This window comes from Pseudofrankia inefficax (assembly GCF_000166135.1).
GTDB classification, from domain to species: domain Bacteria; phylum Actinomycetota; class Actinomycetes; order Frankiales; family Frankiaceae; genus Pseudofrankia; species Pseudofrankia inefficax.
In genome coordinates this window covers 1,965,418-1,977,979 of sequence record NC_014666.1, presented here as the reverse complement: position 1 = coordinate 1,977,979, position 12,562 = coordinate 1,965,418, and the positions used below count along the sequence as shown (strand labels likewise).

The 12,562-nt window shown below is 71.6% G+C and carries 14 protein-coding genes; 6 read left to right on the top strand and 8 right to left on the bottom strand.

Going from position 1 to position 12,562, the window contains the following annotated elements:
• Nucleotides 1-106: 106 nt before the first annotated feature.
• Nucleotides 107-1,588, bottom strand: coding sequence for a recombinase family protein (locus FRAEUI1C_RS07960; protein ID WP_013422782.1), 1,482 nt, complete (start codon nt 1,586-1,588; stop codon nt 107-109).
• A gap of 33 nt (nt 1,589-1,621) precedes the next feature.
• On the opposite strand from FRAEUI1C_RS07960, the gene FRAEUI1C_RS07955 reads away from it, so the two are divergent.
• From FRAEUI1C_RS07955 to FRAEUI1C_RS07940, 4 genes are all read left to right on the top strand, one after another.
• Nucleotides 1,622-2,086 (top strand): SAM-dependent methyltransferase, encoded by a 465-nt coding sequence (locus FRAEUI1C_RS07955; protein ID WP_049806848.1) that lies wholly within the window; start codon nt 1,622-1,624, stop codon nt 2,084-2,086.
• Nucleotides 2,087-2,138: 52 nt separating this feature from the next.
• Nucleotides 2,139-3,008, top strand: coding sequence for a PIG-L family deacetylase (locus FRAEUI1C_RS07950; RefSeq protein WP_013422781.1), 870 nt, complete (start codon nt 2,139-2,141; stop codon nt 3,006-3,008).
• Between the two features lie 44 nt (nt 3,009-3,052).
• Nucleotides 3,053-3,316 carry a DUF2277 domain-containing protein gene (locus FRAEUI1C_RS07945; protein WP_013422780.1) on the top strand — a complete coding sequence of 88 codons (264 nt, stop codon included), beginning with the start codon at nt 3,053-3,055 and terminating at the stop codon, nt 3,314-3,316.
• Between the two features lie 112 nt (nt 3,317-3,428).
• Entirely contained in the window at nt 3,429-5,114 is a 1,686-nt protein-coding gene (locus tag FRAEUI1C_RS07940; RefSeq protein ID WP_013422779.1) for an AMP-binding protein, read from the top strand.
• 4 nt (nt 5,115-5,118) lie between these two features.
• Here FRAEUI1C_RS07940 and FRAEUI1C_RS07935 read toward each other — a convergent pair whose 3' ends face one another.
• Together FRAEUI1C_RS07935 and FRAEUI1C_RS07930 are read right to left on the bottom strand one after the other, a co-directional pair.
• Entirely contained in the window at nt 5,119-6,096 is a 978-nt protein-coding gene (locus FRAEUI1C_RS07935) for a DMT family transporter (protein ID WP_013422778.1), read from the bottom strand.
• A 79-nt stretch (nt 6,097-6,175) separates the two neighbouring features.
• Nucleotides 6,176-6,727: a CGNR zinc finger domain-containing protein gene (locus tag FRAEUI1C_RS07930; RefSeq protein WP_013422777.1), complete on the bottom strand. Its 552-nt coding sequence runs from the start codon at nt 6,725-6,727 to the stop codon at nt 6,176-6,178.
• An 89-nt stretch (nt 6,728-6,816) separates the two neighbouring features.
• On the opposite strand from FRAEUI1C_RS07930, the gene FRAEUI1C_RS07925 reads away from it, so the two are divergent.
• A complete protein-coding gene (locus FRAEUI1C_RS07925) occupies nt 6,817-8,040 on the top strand; it encodes an EamA family transporter (RefSeq protein ID WP_013422776.1) in 1,224 nt (407 codons plus the stop codon).
• Here FRAEUI1C_RS07925 and FRAEUI1C_RS07920 read toward each other — a convergent pair.
• The 5 genes from FRAEUI1C_RS07920 to FRAEUI1C_RS07900 all read right to left on the bottom strand — a co-directional run bounded on the left by FRAEUI1C_RS07920 (nt 7,950) and on the right by FRAEUI1C_RS07900 (nt 11,096).
• Complete coding sequence (locus tag FRAEUI1C_RS07920; protein WP_013422775.1) at nt 7,950-8,378, bottom strand: VOC family protein; 429 nt, start codon at nt 8,376-8,378, stop codon at nt 7,950-7,952. The two genes, FRAEUI1C_RS07925 and FRAEUI1C_RS07920, sit on opposite strands and share 91 nt — an antisense overlap.
• A gap of 86 nt (nt 8,379-8,464) precedes the next feature.
• The gene (locus FRAEUI1C_RS07915) at nt 8,465-8,917 is read right to left on the bottom strand and encodes a helix-turn-helix transcriptional regulator (RefSeq protein ID WP_013422774.1); all 453 of its coding nucleotides are present in this window, start codon (nt 8,915-8,917) and stop codon (nt 8,465-8,467) included.
• A gap of 3 nt (nt 8,918-8,920) precedes the next feature.
• The gene (locus FRAEUI1C_RS07910) at nt 8,921-9,535 is read right to left on the bottom strand and encodes a TMEM175 family protein (protein ID WP_013422773.1); all 615 of its coding nucleotides are present in this window, start codon (nt 9,533-9,535) and stop codon (nt 8,921-8,923) included.
• Nucleotides 9,536-9,665: 130 nt separating this feature from the next.
• Complete coding sequence (locus tag FRAEUI1C_RS07905) at nt 9,666-10,436, bottom strand: YoaK family protein (protein WP_013422772.1); 771 nt, start codon at nt 10,434-10,436, stop codon at nt 9,666-9,668.
• Nucleotides 10,437-10,481: 45 nt separating this feature from the next.
• Nucleotides 10,482-11,096: a TetR/AcrR family transcriptional regulator gene (locus FRAEUI1C_RS07900; RefSeq protein WP_013422771.1), complete on the bottom strand. Its 615-nt coding sequence runs from the start codon at nt 11,094-11,096 to the stop codon at nt 10,482-10,484.
• A gap of 177 nt (nt 11,097-11,273) precedes the next feature.
• Here FRAEUI1C_RS07900 and FRAEUI1C_RS07895 point away from each other — a divergent pair, with 177 nt between their 5' ends.
• Nucleotides 11,274-12,530 (top strand): MFS transporter, encoded by a 1,257-nt coding sequence (locus FRAEUI1C_RS07895; RefSeq protein ID WP_013422770.1) that lies wholly within the window; start codon nt 11,274-11,276, stop codon nt 12,528-12,530.
• Nucleotides 12,531-12,562: the final 32 nt, after the last annotated feature.

Genomic DNA, 12,562 nt, shown 5'->3' with positions numbered 1-12,562 from the left:
CCCGCGACGTCCGGCTTCCGGACGTGCTCCGTCACCTGGAGGCAGGCAGAACCGTACGCATCATCGCCGACGCGCCACCGGGCGAGACGGGGAAATAGGCCAGCCCTTATCGCGTCGCGGGCGCGGGCGCGCGACGGAAGCACAGGCCGTTACCGAGGTCCACGATTGCGTTCGCGCCACTTTGCCCGGCGAATCCCGGCATGACGATTCCCCACTGGCCGTTTTCCTCGGCCAGCGCGAGGCCCCACGCTTCTCTGATGGCCCGGATCATTCCCCGCTTCGCTTCGATGTCACCGGCCGCCCACATGTCGCCGACCGTCTGCCCCGTTTCCGCGTAGTCGTACACGTCGGGCACCACGACGAAACCGTCGATGTCCGCCTTCAGGGTCTTCCGGTCCGCGACCAACCGGTCAAGCTCGCCGTCGTCTTCGGTCACGGAAAGGCGGCCCTGAATCCGGGCGAGATCCGCCCGCATGCTGTCCAGTTCGTGGGCGTTACCTACCACCCGCTGAAACGCGAGAATAGGTGTCGCGTCGTGACCCATCATCGAATCGATCATGTCGATGATGGGCTGCGCCTCGCAGCCCTTGAACACACCGCACGTGAGACGCTGCTTCGCCGTCCCGCCGCAACGAAGCTTCGGAGTGCGCGCGTTACCGGCCGGAGTCCGACCACCGTTCACATACATACTCGCGCCGCACGACGGGCACCCCAGGACACCGCTCAACCACGTAGCGGCCTGCGCCACCGGACGGCCACCCTTGTTACCCCGACCGCTCGTCAGGTTCGCGTCCAGCAGGTTGTTCACGCGCCACCACAACGACGACTCGACCACCGGGGTAACCCGATGCGCCCATACTTCGGTTCTGCCCTCATACGTGTACCGGCATTCCACCACGCCCGTGTGATTCGCCCGAAACCGGGCCAGGTTCTTCACCGACGCCGGATACAGGTCATAAACGCGGCCGACCGACTGGAGCGACTCACCGGCAGCCAGACGCTCGTAAACATCCCTCACCGCGTCCGGGTTAGCGCAGAAAGCCTGACGCGCATAGCGCTCCCCGCGAGTCTCCCAGAACGCCGGAAGCTGACCGTGATGCCCACCGTTCGCGATAATCATCGACATTCCACGGTACGTCGTCTGCCGTACCGTCTTCGACTTCTCGGCGTTCCCGTACTGCGCAACCAGAGTCACAATACGGCCAGCGAAATCCGTCTTACCGAACTGCGGCTCGGCAATCGAGATGATGTCACCACCCGCCGACCGAATACCCAACAGAATATCCGCCTGCGCGTCGAGATCCTCACGGCGGTCAAGCCGGGACGACTCGGTCACCATCAAAACCGAATAGTCGCCACGCTCGATATCGGCGATCGCCTCGCGCAACGCCGGTTCCTGCGCACCATGGCTCGCCGAATACCCGTGCAACCGGAACCACTTCACGATCGTGACGCCACGCTGCGAAGCCTCATCCGTTAGGATCTTGACCTGCGACGTCTCATCCTGGCTACCCGTGGACACCCGGACCAAAGCCGCGCCTAGCTCGCCCACTGTCCCACCCCACCGGTCGGTGTCGATCTCTGACACCGTGCACACTACCCGACATCATACGACCCGATCGTGCTGGTCCACGCCAGGGCGCTGCTGACCGGCAGCGTCGCCGGCGCGACCGCCTACCTGCAGGCCGACGCGCGTGAGCCCGAGAAGATCATCGAGGCCGCCGCGACGACCCTCGACCTCAGCCAGCCGGTCGCGATCATGCTGGTCGCGATCCTGCACTCAATCTCCGACGGCGACAAGCCAGGCCAGATCGTCCGCGCGCTGGTCGACGCCGTGCCGTCCGGCAGCTACGTCGCCCTCACCCACATCACGCTCGACCTGCGCACGGAGCACGAGGGTGTCGCCGAGCAGCTCGACAACTCCCCCATCAAGGTCTTCTGGCGCACCCGCGCGGAGGTCACCGGTTTCCTGGACGGGCTGGAGATCCTGAAGCCCGGGGTGGTGTCGACCTCCCAGTGGCGTCCCGAACCAGGCGCCGACACGACCCCGATGCCGCTGTGGTCCGCGATCGCCCGCAAGCCCTGACGCCACCCAGCCGGCAGCCGGACGGGCCCGGCCGCCTGGCAGGATCGGCGCCATGGCGACGGTGGTCTCGTTCCACGCCCATCCGGACGACGAGGCGCTGTGGACCGGAGGAACGCTGGCCCTGCTGGCCGCGGCCGGCCACCGAGTGATCATCGTGGTCGCCACGGACGGGGACATGGGCGATGGGCCGGCGGCCGGGGCTCGGCTGGCGGAGCTCGCCGCCAGCGCCGCGGCGCTGGGCGTCGCGCGGGTCGAGTACCTGGGCTACGCCGACAGCGGGCACGGGCCGCTGCTCTACCCGGACCCGGCCGACCGGCGGCGCTTCGCCCGGGCCGACCTCGACGAGGCGGCCGGGAAGCTGGCCGCCCTGCTGCGGGCCGAGGCGGCCGAGGTCCTGATCAGCTACGACGCCCGGGGCGGCTACGGGCATCGCGACCATGTCCGCGTCCACCAGGTCGGTGCCCGCGCGGCCACGCTGGCCGGCGGCGTGCGGGTGCTGGAGGTGACCCTCCCCCGCGAGCCCATCGAGCGGGCCATGCGCCTCGCCCGGCTCGGCGCATCCCTGCGACCGGCCTGGCCCCGAGGCGCCGCCTCGGGTCGGCAGCAGGTCGGGCCGCCGGGCAGCGAACCAGACCCGGCCTACGCGCCGAACCCGCCGATGTTCACGCCGCGCCGGGAGATCGCCTACCGGGTCGACGTCCGCCGCCACGCCCGAACGAAACGCGCCTCGCTCGCCGCCCACACCTCCCAGCTCACCGGCCGCTCCTCGCCCGCCAGGCTGCGTCGCGCGGCCGTCCGGCTGCCCGTCCCGCTGTTCGCCCTGCTCGCCGGCCGGGAGTACTTCAACGACCCGGCAGCCAACGGCACCGCGTTCCTCGACGTCTTCCCGCCAGTCGACCCGGCGTCGCCGCGCGGCCGGTGAGGCGCCCGGCCTGGGCTGTCGGTGGCCGGGCCTACCGTGGGCGTATGTGCAGGAACATCACGGAGCTGCGCGGGCTGGAACCGCCGGCGACCGACGAGGAGATCGCCGCGGCGGCCCTGCAGTTCGTCCGCAAGGTCAGCGGGCTGCGGCAGCCGCCGCCGGGCGCCGCGGAGGCGTTCGACACGGCGGCGGCCGAGGTCACGGCATCGATCCACCGGCTGCTGAAGGCGCTGCCGCCCCGGCGCCAGCCACCCGCCACGGTCCCGCCCCTGCGCCGCCCGGAGGTCCGCGCCCGGCTCGGACTCTGACGCCCCGGTCCGAAAGGGCCGGGACGGCGGACGCTGGCGCGTCTCGCGTGCGATCGTGGAGCCTGGGTGTGATGGGCGCCACAGCAGGCGCGGCGGACGGGAGGCCACGGCGATGGTGGCGACGACCGGTCGGTCCTTCGCGGCGGACGCGGGCTCGGGCGACGGGCGGTGGGCGCCGGACCCGGCGCTGGCGGCGGCGCGGGCCTATACCTGGGTGACGCAGCTGGTCCGGCACGCCCAGCAGGTGCCCGACCAGGCCGCCCTGCGGTTCGACGGGCGGACCGTCACCTGGAGCGAGCTGGCCGACCGGGCGTCGCAGGTGGCCTCGGCGCTGGTCCGGCGCGGGGTCAGGCCGGGTGACCGGGTCGCGACGCTGATGCTCAACCACGTCGAGCACGTCACGGCGTTGCTCGGGGCCGTGTGGGCCGGGGCAATCGCGGTCCCGGTGAACTTCCGCCTGGTCGGGGCCGAGGTCGCCTGGATCCTGGACAACAGCGCGGCCACGGCCCTCGTCGTCGACGCGGCGACCGCGCCGGTGGCGGCGGCGGCCCGCGAGCAGGTGCCCGTCGCGGTGTGCCTGGTGGTCGGCGGCGACCCGGCACGGGCTGGGGCGGGAGCCGAGGACTTCGAGGCCGCCGTCGCGGCGGAGCCCGAGCTGCCGGACGCGGCGGGGGCGGCGGGTGTCGCCGGCGGGCGCTTCCCGTACGCCCAGGCCCAGGAGACGGACACGTTCCTGCTGATGTACACGTCGGGGACGACCGGCCATCCCAAGGGCGCGATGCTGACGCACCTCAACCTGCTCATGCAGGCGATCACCGCGCTGCGCTCCTACGGGCTGTCCGGCCCGGACACGGCCGTCCTGGTGGCCGCGCCGCTGTTCCACATCGCCGGCGTCGGGGCGCTGGCGCCGGCGATGCTGACGGGGGGCCGGGCGGTCATCGCCCCGACCGGGGCGTTCGACCCCGAGGCGGTCATCCGGCTGATCGCCACCGAACGGGTGACCAGCGCGTTCCTGGTACCGACGCAGTGGCAGGCGGTCTGCGCGGTGCCGGGGGTGCGCGACCTCGACCTGGCGCTGCGCTCGATGTCCTGGGGCGCGTCACCGGCGCCGGCGTCCACGTTGGAGGCCATGGCGTCGACGTTCCCCGCGGTCGCGAACGTGGCCGTCTTCGGCCAGACCGAGCTGTCGCCCGTGACCTGCGTTCTCGACGGCGTGGACGCGCTGCGCAAGCTCGGTTCGATCGGGAAACCGGTGTCGACGGTCGCGGTCCGGATCGTCGACGAGGAGATGCGGGACGTCCCGCGCGGCGAGGTCGGGGAGATCGTCTACCGCGGGCCCGGGCTGATGGCGGGCTACTGGCGCGACCCCGAGGCGACCGCGGCGGCCTACGCCGGCGGCTGGTTCCATTCCGGCGACCTCGTCCGCGAGGACGACGAGGGCTTCCTCTACGTGGTGGACCGCAAGAAGGACATGATCATCTCGGGTGGCGAGAACATCTACTGCGCCGAGGTGGAGAGCGCGATCGCCGGCCATCCCAAGGTCCGCGACGTCGCGCTCATCGGCGTCCCCCACCCCCGCTGGGTCGAGACCCCGCTGGCGGTCATCGAGCCCGCCGACCCGGCCGACCCACCGACCCTCGACGAGATCCTGGCCTGGACCAAGGACCGCCTCGCCTCCTACAAGAAGCCGACCGCCATCCAGCTCGTCGACAACCTCCCGCGCAACGCCAGCGGCAAGATCCGTAAGGTCGACCTCCGGGCGCGCTTCGCCCGGCGGCCCGCGAACTCGGCCGGCTGAGGCGCTACCGGGCCGGCCTGCGTCGCGGCATCACCCAGCCGCGCGCACCGGAGCCGCCGGCGACCGCCGCCGCGGGCGCGACCGCGGGGTCCGCCGCCGCGACGACCGGCTCGGCGGAGGCCGCCTGCCCGCGGGTGGACGTGGCCAGGACCGAGCCGGCGAGCACCAGGGCGAAGCCGGCGCCGATGGTCCAGGTCAGGGGCTCGCCGAGGATCACCGCGCCGGCGGCCACCGCGACGGCCGGGTTGACGTAGGTGATGACGACCGAGCGGGCACTGCCGACCTCACGGATGAGCGCGAAGAACAGCACGAACGCCGTGGCGGTGCAGACCAGGCCGAGCCCGACGAGCGCGCCCAGCACCCGGCCGCTGGGCATCGCGTGCGGCCAGGTCGCGACCGCGGGACCGACGTAGACGAGCGCGGCGAGCGACACACACGCGGTCGTCATCGGCAGCGGCGGCACGTCACCGAGCTTCCGCGCCGCGATCATCGGGGCGATCGTGTAGCAGACCGCGCAAATCAGCACCTCGGCCACCGGCCAGACGCCCACGTGGCTGATCCCGGGAACCGCGAGCACGGTCACGCCGCCGGTACCGACCGCGAGACCCAGCCACCGGACCCGGGTCACCGGCTCCGCGCCACCGGCGACCCGGTTCAGCACCACGGCGACGACGGGCGTCGCCGCGATCAGCAGGCCGGTCAGCGAGCTGGACAACCGCCGCTCGGCATCCGACAGCAGAATCCACGGGCCAATGATCTCGATGCACGCGAACGCCACGATCGGCTTCCAGTGCCGACGTACCTGCGCCAGCCCGGCCCGATCACGCAGCGCCACCGGCAGGAGCACCAAGGCCCCGACGGCCGTGCGCGCGAGCACGACCACGGGCCCCGACACGTCCTGGACCGCGACCTTGATCAGGAGATAGGGAACTCCCCAGATCACACCCATCGCGGCGAACAACAACCAACCCCGCCGGCTCACCGGCGACCTCCTGTCGACAACGACCGAGCCACATCGATCACCTCATCCGCGCCGGCCCGGTGGTGGGGGCGCGCGGGAGCTACGAGCCGGACGTCTTCTGGGTGGAGCGGCGGGCACGGTAGGCGGCCACGGCCTCGCGGTTGCCGCACGTGGTGGAGCAGAAGCGGCGCGAGCGGTTGCGGGAGAGGTCGATCACCAGGCCGTCGCAGCCGTCGGCGGCACAGACGGACAGCCGGGACAGCTCGTCGGAGCGGATCATGTCGACCATCGCCATCGCGGTCTCGACCATGATCCGGTCGGCGAACGGAGCGTCGGGCGAGACGGCGTGGACGTGCCAGTCGAAGCCGCCGTGGCGCACGAGCAGCGGGACGGCGTGGGCGTCGGCGAGCAGCCGGTTGACCAGCACGGCGGCGGCGTCGCGGTCGCTGGTGAGCAGCCGGCGCAGGTCGGCTCGCAGCGCCCGGACCGCGGCGAGCTCGGCCTCGTCGTGGTCCCGACGGCCCGTGTAGTGGAACTCGTCGAAGAAGTCGTCGAGCTGTTCGAACGTCTCCAGGGTGCCCGGTGGTTCGGCCGAGTTGACCAGCCACACCGCGGCAAGCAGCGACGCCTCGGTGTCATGAGCGAACAGCATGTTGACATATTACACTTCCGCCCCCTACCGTCATGAGCCACGGGGTACTTGACACATGACACGAACACACGACACAAAGGCGGCGGCGCGTGGGCAGCGGTAGTGGCACGACCCAGGGCTCCAGCCTGGCCCGGGGGTCGGGGGTCGGGACGGCGTTGGCCTTGCTGGCCGCGGGCTCGTTCGGGCTTTCGGGATCCCTCGCGCACGGCCTGCTGGACGCCGGCTGGACGGCCGGAGCCGCGGTCACGGCACGGGTGTCGCTGGCGGCGCTGGTGCTGCTGGGACCGGCTCTCGCCGCGCTGCGGGGGCGTTGGTGGCTGCTGCGGCGCAATGCCGGACTGATCGTCGCCTATGGGCTCATCGCCATCGCCGGCTGCCAGCTGTGCTACTTCAACGCGGTCATGCACATGGAGGTCTCCTCCGCGCTGCTGCTGGAGTACACCTCGCCGGTGGCCGTGGTTCTTTGGCTGTGGGCCCGGCACAGCCAGCGGCCGGGTCCGCGCACCATTCTGGGCGCCGTCCTGTGCGCGCTCGGGCTGGTCGGGGTTCTCGACCTGATCGCCGGCGCGCAGGTGAGCCTCATCGGGGTGCTGTGGGCGGCCGGAGCGATGGTCGGCGCGGCGATCTACTTCGTCCTGTCCGCAGCGGACGACACCGGGCTGCCACCGATCGTCCTGGCCGCCGGCAGCCTGATCGTCGGCGCTCTCGGCCTGTTGGCGGCCGGGGCGGTCGGGGTCGTGCCCATGGCCGTGTCGACGGAGCCCGTGGCCTATCAGAACGTGACGATGCCGTGGTGGCTGCCGATCACGCTTCTCGGACTCGTGACCTGCGCGCTGCCCTACTGGGCCGGTATCGCTGCCAGTCGGCTACTAGGGCCGCGCCTGGCGTCGTTCGTCTCGCTTTTCGAGGTGCTCTCGGCGCTCGCGTTCGCCTGGCTGCTCCTCGGCGAGCTGCCACGGCCGATCCAGCTGCTCGGCGGCCTTCTCGTCCTGGCCGGCGTCATGACCGTCAAGTCCGGCGAATCGGCCATCGCGGCCGACGAGCACCTGGAGGCCGTCGCCGCCGGGACGACGGCCACTCCCGGCGGGCACCCACGGCACGACCGGCGCCGGGCAGCCCGCGTCGCGGCCGCCCGGCGCGCGGCCGCCCGTGCCCGTCGGGCCTACGCCGCCTCGGTCCGCGGGCCGAGCGCGCGGCGGGCGGACGGCGCCGGCCGCATTGGTCAGCCGAAGTCGGACGGGCTGAACGCCTTGGTCTCGACCAGGACCAGCCAGTTGCCGGAGACGTCGCGGATGACGGCCTCGACCCCGTAGGGACGGTCGGATGGCTCCTGGACGAACTCGACGCCCTTGGCGCTCAGTTCCTCGAAGGTCTTCCGGCAGTCGTCGACCTTGAGACCGAGGCCGCCGAGCTGGCCCTTGCCGAGCTGGCGGCGGTAGAAGTCGGCGGCCTCCGCGTCGAGGGGCGGCCCGGGGACCATCAGGGTGATCGTCAGCTCCGGCTGGCTCGGATGGCCGACCTCCAGCCAACGGAAGCCCTCCCCCATGGTCACGTCGGTGCGGACCTCGAAGCCGAGGGCGTTGACGTAGAAGTCGCGGGCCTTCTCCTGGTCGAGGCAGTAGATGGTCACCAGCGAGATGTTCGTGATCATGAGGTCAGCCTAGGCCGGCCGCGCGGGCCCGGTCTTCTCCGAGATTGCGCGGGTCCGAGAGACGCGCGGGTCCGAGAACGCGCAGGTCATGGTGCGGGACCGTCGGTGGCACCGTCGGCGGCCGGACCGCCGCCGGCGGTGCCGCGCAGGTCCATGGAGCCCCGCATGAACAGGTAACAGCCGGGCACGTGCGGGGCGCCGCGGGTGGCCCAGCGGTCCCGGTACGCGGTCGGGCTCTCGCCGACGAGCTGCGTGAAGCGCGCGGAGAACGAGCCGAGGCTGGCGAAGCCGACCATCATGCAGATCTCGGTGACGGTCAGGTTGGCGTGGCGCAGCAGATCCTGGGCGCGCTCGATCCGGCGGCGGGTGAGGTAGCGGATCGGGGTCTCGTCGTAGGTGGCCTCGAAGCAGCGGACCAGGTGGTACTTCGACACCGCCGCGACCCTGGCCAGCTCGTCGAGGTCCAGCGGTTCCCGGTAGTGCCGGTCGATGTGGTCCCGCACCCGCCGCAGGTGCGGCAGCAATTCCAGGGGCACCACGGCTCAGTCCGGGGAGCCGAAGTCGCGGACGGCGCGGTCGATGCGGCGGTCCGGGACGATCCAGCTCAGGGCGACGAGGACATAGCAGCCGATGGCGAGCACGACGCCGAGCCTGTCGTGGGTGCTGACGAAAAGGGCGGACAGGATGCCGGCCGAGTAGAACAGCGGCGACAGCTTGCCCTTGAGGTCCCGGCCGACGGCCTGTCTGAGCTGGGATTCGGGGCCCTGACCGTGGATGATCACACGTTGCAGGACGAAATAGGCGAGCGCCGCGGCCAGCAGGTTCACCCCGTAGATGACGACCGGGGTGCGGGCATAGTCGGTCTCGTCCATCCAGGCCGTGGTGAACGGGAGCAGCGAGAGCCAGAACAGCAGCCCGAGGTTCGCCCAGAGAACCCCGCCGCTGACCTGGCGGACCAGCTGGAACATATGATGATGATTGTTCCAGTAAATGCCTACATAGACGAAGCTGAGCACATAGCTGAGCAGGGCCTTGCCCGCGGTGTGCCGAAGGTCCGCGAAGGTGTGCCCCTCGGGGACCTTCAGCTCCAGGACCATGATCGTGATGATGATGGCCAGCACGCCATCGCTGAAGGCCTCCAGGCGGCTGGTTCTCACCGGCCGACGGTCCAGGCGCCGCCGATCTTCGAGCCCGCCGCCGCGCCGCTCCCAGGTGTCCGCATATCGCTATAAGAGCATCCCGCCCGTCGGACGCTCAGCAAGGGCCCTGGTCGGGACCGAGTTCGGATCAGACGGGTGAGGGCCCGCCACCTGTCGCCTCCGCCTCAGGGGGCTTTCGCGTCCACGCGGCGGTGGAGGTGCGGACCCGGACCGCCGCGGCGACGACCACGATCAGCAGGCCGATCGCGACGAGTAGCTCCCATTCGCCGTGACCGTGCTCGATCAGCATCGCGCCGGACAACGCGCCGATGAACAGGCAGACGACCGAGAGGGCCCGCCGGCCGATCTGGCGCCTCCCGTGCCCGTTGGCGGAGTCCGCCATGATCCCGGTGATCGTCCGGGTCATCACGGTTGTCGTCAGGCCTGGGACATCCAACATCAGAACCGTCGCGTTCTGAATACCCATGCCGACGGCGAGCAGGCTGATCATCGCTGTCGCCGCCCCGTCCGAGTACGGGCGAGCCAGGACGACATCGAGGACGAACGCGACCACGACGAGAACCGTCTGGACGCTGACCGCCAGGAGCAGCTGGCGGCCGCGGTGCGTGCCGTGGAGGTGCGCGATCCGGCCGCCCGCCAGGGCGCCCGCCACGAACGCGCTGAACGCGAGCAGCGAGGCCCACCAGACGAACTCGCGTGATCCGCCGAGCGAGAACGCGAGGAAGACGACGTTGCCGGTCATGTTCGCCACGAAGACATGCCGCAACTCCAGGTAGCTGAACGCGTCGACCAGCCCGGTCACGAAGGTCAGGACCACCAGCAGCGCTGGCAGCGGACCGGACGGGTCGTCCCGCGCTGGCACGACCGTGCGCCACGCGTCCACCAGGTTCTGTCGCATCCGGCCCCCTCCGGCGAGGCCCGGCCTTCGAGCACCGGACTCCCCCTACGAGAGCACGGATCCGACCCGTGGACCTGTTAGGCCGGCGAGCGCCGCGTCGAGCAGCGTCTCGGCGGCCGCGCGGGCGTCGGCCGCGACGGTCGGGTCACGGTCCATCCGGGCGGACAGGCTCGCGCCGTCGTAGAGCAGGTGCAGCCTGCGGCCCAGGGTCGCGGGATCGGGGGCGCCGGCGGCGGTGGCCAGGCCGACGAACAGCGCCCGCATCCAGGCCCGGAAGGCCGTCGCGGCATCGTCGATCGTGCCGGTGGGCGAAGCCTCGGCGGTGGCGGCGACGAAGGCACAGCCCCGGTAGCCGGGTTCGGCGAACATCGTGCCCTGGGCCTCGAACACGGTGAGAACCTTCTCCCGAGGATCGTCGACCCGGGCGACGGCCGCACTGATGCGACGGGTCACGCCGTCGTGGCGGCCCTGGAGATAGGCCTGGATCAGGGCGTCCTTGCTGCCGAACGTCTTGTAGAGCGAGGCCTTCGCGACGCCGGCCTCGTCGATGATCCGGTCGATGCCGACGGTGTGCACGCCTTCGGCGTAGAACAGCCGGCTCGCGGCCTCGAGCAGGCGCTCTCGCGCCCCTCGCCTGTCGTCCTTCACAACCGCTGGCATGGCCATTCCTCCTTGCGCCCCACCAGGTAGACCGTCCTGTCTACTGTACGGTCCGCGCCGCCGAGTGGGGTGCGCTACACCTCAACGGCCATCAGGTAGACAGGTCTGTCTCTCGCATGGTAGACAGACTTGTCTGTTCAGTGAAGGCCGCAGTTCCCGCCAGTCGAGGAGAAGCTTGTGACCACCTCGATGACCGCCATCCCCCTCGGCCACGCACGCCGGACCGAGACGGCCGCGATCACCACCCCGCGCGCCGGCCAGCTCGCGGCGAACGACACCCGGCGCCTGGCCCTGCTGGGCTCGATCGTCGTGTCGTTCCTCGCCGCCTCGGCGGCGCCGACGCCGCTCTACCAGCACTACAACGCCGTCTGGCACGGCACCGCGCTGACGACGACGACCGCCTTCGCGATCTACGCCGGGGCCGTGCTCGTCGGCCTGCTCACGCTGGGCGAGGTCTCCAACCACGTCGGCCGCCGGCCCGTCCTGCTCGGCTCGCTCGGCGCGCAGGCGGTGGCCGTCGGGCTGTTCGCCACCGCGGGCTCCTTCACGCCGCTGTTCGTCGGACGGGTGATCCAGGGCATCGCCGCCGGCGCCGCGCTCGGCACGCTCGGGGCGGGCATGATCGACGCGCACCGCACGCGGGGCACGATCCTCAGCGCGGCCACGCCAGGCGTCGGGACCGGTCTTGGCGCGCTGCTCGCCGGCCTGCTCGTGAGCTATCTGCCCTGGCCGACCCATCTCGTGTATCTCGCGCTGATCGTGGTCTTCGCCGCGCAGGCCTACGGAGTGGCGCGCCTGCCCGAGACCGGGACCCGCTCTGCCGGCCTGCTCGCCGCGTTCCGGCCGCGGATCTCGGTCCCGGCGCCGGCGCGGACGACCTTCCTGGCCGTCTCCCCCGTGTTGTTCGCCGTGTGGGCGTTGCCCGGCTTCTACGGCTCTCTGGGCCCGGCCCTGACCCGTCAGCTCGCGCACAGCCAGTCGGCGGCGCTCGGCGGACTTCCCCTGTTCATCCTCGCCGGTGTCGCGTCGGTGTCGATCCTGGTGCTGCGTGACCGCGGCGCCGCGCAGATGATGGCGATCGGCGTCGCGGCCCTGGTCGCCGGGGTGGTCGCGACGGCCGCCGCGATCAGCACCGGCTCGGTCGCGGGCTACCTGGTGGCGACGGCCGTCGCGGGCATCGGCTTCGGCAGCGGCCTGCAGGGCGGCATCCGGACCGTGGTGCCGCTCGCGTCGCCGGACCAGCGCCCGGGCCTGCTCTCGGCGGTGTACCTGGTGTCCTACACCGGCATGGGCCTGCCAGCCGTCATCGCGGGGCTGCTGGTCAGCCGGGGTCTCGACCTGCGCCACGTCGCGATCGGCTACGCGCTCGCGCTGCTCCTGCTCGCCCTGGCCGCGGGCGTCAGCCTCGCGCTGCCCCGGCTGCGCCGCCGCTGATCGCTCGGCTCACGCCGCCGGCCGCTGCCGGC

What these genes read in the sequence shown, in the direction of transcription:
- FRAEUI1C_RS07950 (WP_013422781.1), top strand. Translation starts at nt 2,139, where the DNA reads ATGGCGACGGTGGTCTCGTTCCACGCCCATCCGGACGACGAGGCGCTG.
- FRAEUI1C_RS07945 (WP_013422780.1), top strand. Translation starts at nt 3,053, where the DNA reads ATGTGCAGGAACATCACGGAGCTGCGCGGGCTGGAACCGCCGGCGACC.
- FRAEUI1C_RS07940 (WP_013422779.1), top strand. Translation starts at nt 3,429, where the DNA reads ATGGTGGCGACGACCGGTCGGTCCTTCGCGGCGGACGCGGGCTCGGGC.
- FRAEUI1C_RS07930 (WP_013422777.1), bottom strand. Translation starts at nt 6,727, where the DNA reads ATGCTGTTCGCTCATGACACCGAGGCGTCGCTGCTTGCCGCGGTGTGG.
- FRAEUI1C_RS07920 (WP_013422775.1), bottom strand. Translation starts at nt 8,378, where the DNA reads ATGATCACGAACATCTCGCTGGTGACCATCTACTGCCTCGACCAGGAG.
- FRAEUI1C_RS07905 (WP_013422772.1), bottom strand. Translation starts at nt 10,436, where the DNA reads ATGCGACAGAACCTGGTGGACGCGTGGCGCACGGTCGTGCCAGCGCGG.
- FRAEUI1C_RS07900 (WP_013422771.1), bottom strand. Translation starts at nt 11,096, where the DNA reads ATGCCAGCGGTTGTGAAGGACGACAGGCGAGGGGCGCGAGAGCGCCTG.